This is a genomic window from Streptomyces panacea (assembly GCF_040560175.1).
In the GTDB taxonomy this organism is placed as follows: domain Bacteria; phylum Actinomycetota; class Actinomycetes; order Streptomycetales; family Streptomycetaceae; genus Streptomyces; species Streptomyces panacea.
Genome location: NZ_JARJHW010000319.1, coordinates 1 through 4,121, shown reverse-complemented (window position 1 = coordinate 4,121; position 4,121 = coordinate 1). Strand labels below are relative to the sequence as shown.

The following is a 4,121-nucleotide window of genomic DNA, read 5'->3' as shown; positions in this document are numbered from 1 at the left end:
CGCCTGATGGGCGATGAGGTCCAGCACCGGCGGGGCGGGGGAGGGAGGTGGTCCGCCGTCGAGCAGGTCTTCCGTGTCGATGGGGGGCATGTCGAATTCCTCCGGTAAAGGGCCGAGAGACCGGGGCGAACGGGTCCTCTCGCCGCCGTGCCCTTCACGCTAGGGTCGCCGCGCCCCCGGGCGGGGCAGTCCGCCGGGCAGCTCCGGCCGGCTTACTGCCGCCCGGAGCTGCCGGTCCCGCTTCCCGTGGGCCCGCGGTCCACCCGCGGCCCCGCGGGGAGCCGTCACGACCGGCGGCGCGTGCCCGCCCGGGTGCGGCGGCGCAACGCGGGGGAGCCGCCGCGGCCCGCTGCCGTCGGGGCGGGGCCCGTCGTGTCGCCGGCGGCGAGACGCCGGGCGAGGGACGTCACCGTCGGGTTGCGGAACACGTCCCGCAGGGTGAGGTCCTGGCCGAACTCGGAGCGGATCCGGTTGAGCAGCCGTACCGCCAGCAAAGAGTGGCCGCCCGACCTGAAGAAGTTGTCCGCCGGCCCGATGTCGCGACCGAGCACGTCGCGGAAGACACCCAGCAACCGTTCCTCCCAGCCGGCCGGGACGGCCTCCTGCGCCTCCTCCTTCCTCTCGGGCGGGGCGGCGGCGTCCTCCCCCGGCTCCGGTAGCCGCGGCACCCTGATCACGCGCGCGGGTGTCAGGTACTCGGGGAGCCGCTCGGCCGCCCAGCCGCGCAGTTCGGCCTCGGCGGCGCCCGCCGCGCCGGTGACGTACGCGAGCAGCCGGTCGTCGCGGACGGCGACGGCCGCGCCGGACACGGCGGGGTGCCGGGCCAGCACCTCCTCCACCCGGCCGGGCTCCAGGGGGTAACCGCCCACCGTCGCCGTGGCGACCGGGCGCGGAACGCCGTCGGCGCCGGCGTACGCCCGCCGGCCGGTGGCGCGCCACGCGCCGCCCGGCACGCGTACGTGGACCTCGCCGGGCACCCGCACCGGAACGGGGCGCCCCCGCTCGTCGCGGACGGACTCCCGGGCCCCGGGAGCCGCCGGACCGTACGACGGGCCGGACAGCGGGGCGTCCGGGTCGGCGGCGAACGCCTCCAGGGTGTCGGCCAGCCGACGGGCCAGGAGGCGGGCGGTGTCGCCGTCGTAGAGCGCGGTGGCGTACTCCAGGACGCCCCGCAGCCCGGCCGGAGCGCCGTCCGGGTCCGTCAGCTCGGTGAGCGCGAACGTGAGGTCCGACTTGGCCCCGATGCCGCGGAACGCGACCGGCTCCCCGTCCAGCGCGGACCGGAGGCCGCTCACGCCGTCGGCGGCGTGCACCTGCAACATCACCTGGACGAGCGGCGCGTGGGCGGCGGAGCGGTGCGGGCTCAGATGCTCGACGAGCCGGTCGAAGGGGAGATCCTGGTGGCTGTAGGCGGCGAGACCGTTGTCCCGGACACGGCGCAGCAGCTCCGTGAAGGCGGGGTCCCCGGAGGTGTCGGTGCGCAGCACCAGGGTGTTGACGAAGAACCCGACGAGCGGGTGCAGGGCGTCGTCGGCGCGGCCCGCCACGGTGGTGCCGAGGGCCACGTCGGTGCCGGCCCCGTGCCGGGTGAGGAGCGCGGCGAGCGCGGCCTGCACCACCATGAAGAGCGTGGCGCCGTTGCGGCGGGCGCAGCGCAGCAGACCCTGGTGGGTGGCGGCGCTCACGTCGAAGCCGGTGTGGGCGCCGACCCCGTCGCTCTCGGCGGGCCGCGGCCGGTCGGTGGGCAGGGCGAGCAGCGGTGGCAGAGCGTCCAGGGCCTTGTGCCAGTAGGCCAGTTGCTCAGCGGCGACGCCGTGCTCCCCGTCGAGCAGGTCGTTCTGCCAGAGGGTGTAGTCGGTGTACTGGACCGGCAGCGGTTCCCAGCCGGGCGTACGGCCGTCGGCACGGGCCCGGTAGGCCGTGTCGAGGTCGGCGAGGAGGCAGCCGGTGGACCAGCCGTCACCGGCGATGTGGTGCGTCAGCAGCACCATCACCTGGCTCCCGCCGGCGTCCTCCACGAGCCAGGCACGGAAGGGGATCTCGGCGGCGATGTCGAAGACGTACCCGGCGGCGGCGTCGACGGCCGACCGCAGCTCGTCCGGCCCGTTCGTCCGTACGGTGTCCAGCACGGGTGCCGCGCCCTTCAGCACCTCCTGGTAGGGCTCGCCGTCCGCCGACCGGTACACGGTGCGCAGCACCTCGTGCCGCTCGACGAGGTCGGCCAGGGCCGCGGCGAACGCGTCCGGTTCGACGCGGCGGTGCAGCCGGGTCACCACCGGAATGTTGTAGGTGGCGCTCGGACCCTCCAACTGGCCGACGAACCACAGGCGTTGCTGGGCGGCGGAGAGCGGTGTCCGCTCGGGCCGCAGCTCCTCGGGCACGGGCCGCAGCGCGGGGCGCCCGGAGTCCGCACGCCGCTCGCCGAGGCGGCGCAGCAATTGCCCGGGGGTGGGGGCGAGGAACACGTCGCGGATGGCGGCCCGCAGACCGAGGGTGGCACGGACGCGGTTGGTGAGCTTCCCGGCGAGCAGGGAGTGCCCGCCCAGCTTGAAGAAGTTGTCCGAGGGCAGCACCTCGTCGCGGCCGAGGATCTCCGCGAACAGACTCCGCATGATCTCCTCACGGGGGTCGGCGGCGGCGCGGCGGCCCCGCCGGTCACCGTCCCGCGGCGCGCCCTGGGTGGCGGCGCGCCGCTGTTCGGCCCGGGTCAGGGCCTCGTGACGGTGGTCGAGCGCCTGGCGTTCGCCGTCGGTGAGCAGGTCGATCCGGCCAAGAGGGGTGGTGGCCGGCCGCTCGGCGAAGGCGGTCAGCGCGCGCTGGAAGAGGGTGAGCAGCAGGCGCGCGGTGGACTCGTCGTACAGGTCGGTCGCGTACTGCACGCCGAGCCGCACCCCGTCGGGTTCGCCGTCGGGGCGGTGCGTCTCGGCGCAGTGGAAACTGAGGTCGAACTTGGCGGTGGCCAGGTCGGCCCCGTCGAGGACGGCGGGCAGGCCGCCGATGTGGACGGTGGCGTCCCGCGCGGTCTGCGCGGTGAGCATCACCTGGAAGAAGGGGTGCCGGCCCAGTGAGCGTTCCGGGTTGAGGTCCTCGACCAGCAGATCCAGGGGCAGGTCCTCGTGGGCGTACGCGGCCAGGTCCGTGTCCCGGACCTGGCGCAGGAGGTCGCCGATGCCGAGACCGCCGGACAGGTCGGCGCGCAGCGCCAGGGAGTTGACGAAGAACCCCACGAGTTCGTGCAGGTCCTCCTCCGGCCGGCCGGCCACCGGCGTGCCCACCACCACGTCCGGGCCGGCGCCCGCCGCCCGCAGAGCCACGGACAGCGCGGACCGGGCCACCATGAAGAACGTCGCACGGTTGGCGCGGGCGAGGCCGGTGAGCGCCCGATGCGCGGTGGCGTCGAGGAGGCCGCTGACCGAGGCCCCCCGGTGGGTCGGCTCCGCCGGGCGGGGCCGGTCGGCCGGCAGCCGGGTCACGGCCGGGATGCCGGCCAGGGCCTCCCGCCAGTGGGCGAGCTGCTCGTGGGCCGTGCTCCGCGGGTCGCCGGGATCACCGAGCATGTCCCGCTGCCACAGCGCGTAGTCCGCGTACTGGACCGGCAGCGGCTCCCGGTCGGGAGCGCGGCCCTCGGCGCGCGCCCGGTAGGCGGCGTCGAGGTCGGCGAGCAGGCAGCCGACGGACCAGCCGTCGGTGGCGATGTGATGGATCAGCAGGACCAGGACCCCGTGTCCCCCGGGACCGGTGAACAGCCGTACACGCAGCGGAAGTTCACGCGTGATGTCGACGGGGGTGCGGACGAAAGCGGTGACCAGGGCGTCCACGTCCTCGCCGGCCGCGCACTCCCGGACCTCGAACCGCACGTCGGGATCGCCGACGATGTGCTGGTACGGCTCGCCGTCCTGGGCCGGGTAGAGCGTGCGCAGTACCTCGTGGCGCTCCACCACGTCCCGTACCGCCGCCTCAAGAGCGCCCCGGTCGGGGGCGCCGTCCTCGAAGCGGAGCACGACGGGGGCGTTGTAGGCCGGGGACGAGCCCTCCAGCCGGTTCAGGAACCACAGCCGGCGCTGCGCGTACGAGAGGGGGATCACGGTTGCTGCTCCTCGGGGTAGGCGGGCTGTCTCTTA

1 protein-coding gene is annotated in these 4,121 nt (G+C 75.3%); it reads right to left on the bottom strand.

Annotated elements, in window-relative coordinates; translation table 11 throughout:
• Positions 1-284 precede the first annotated feature (284 nt).
• Positions 285-4,085 carry a condensation domain-containing protein gene (locus P3L51_RS35350; protein ID WP_354609462.1) on the bottom strand — a complete coding sequence of 1,267 codons (3,801 nt, stop codon included), beginning with the start codon at positions 4,083-4,085 and terminating at the stop codon, positions 285-287.
• Positions 4,086-4,121 lie beyond the last annotated feature (36 nt).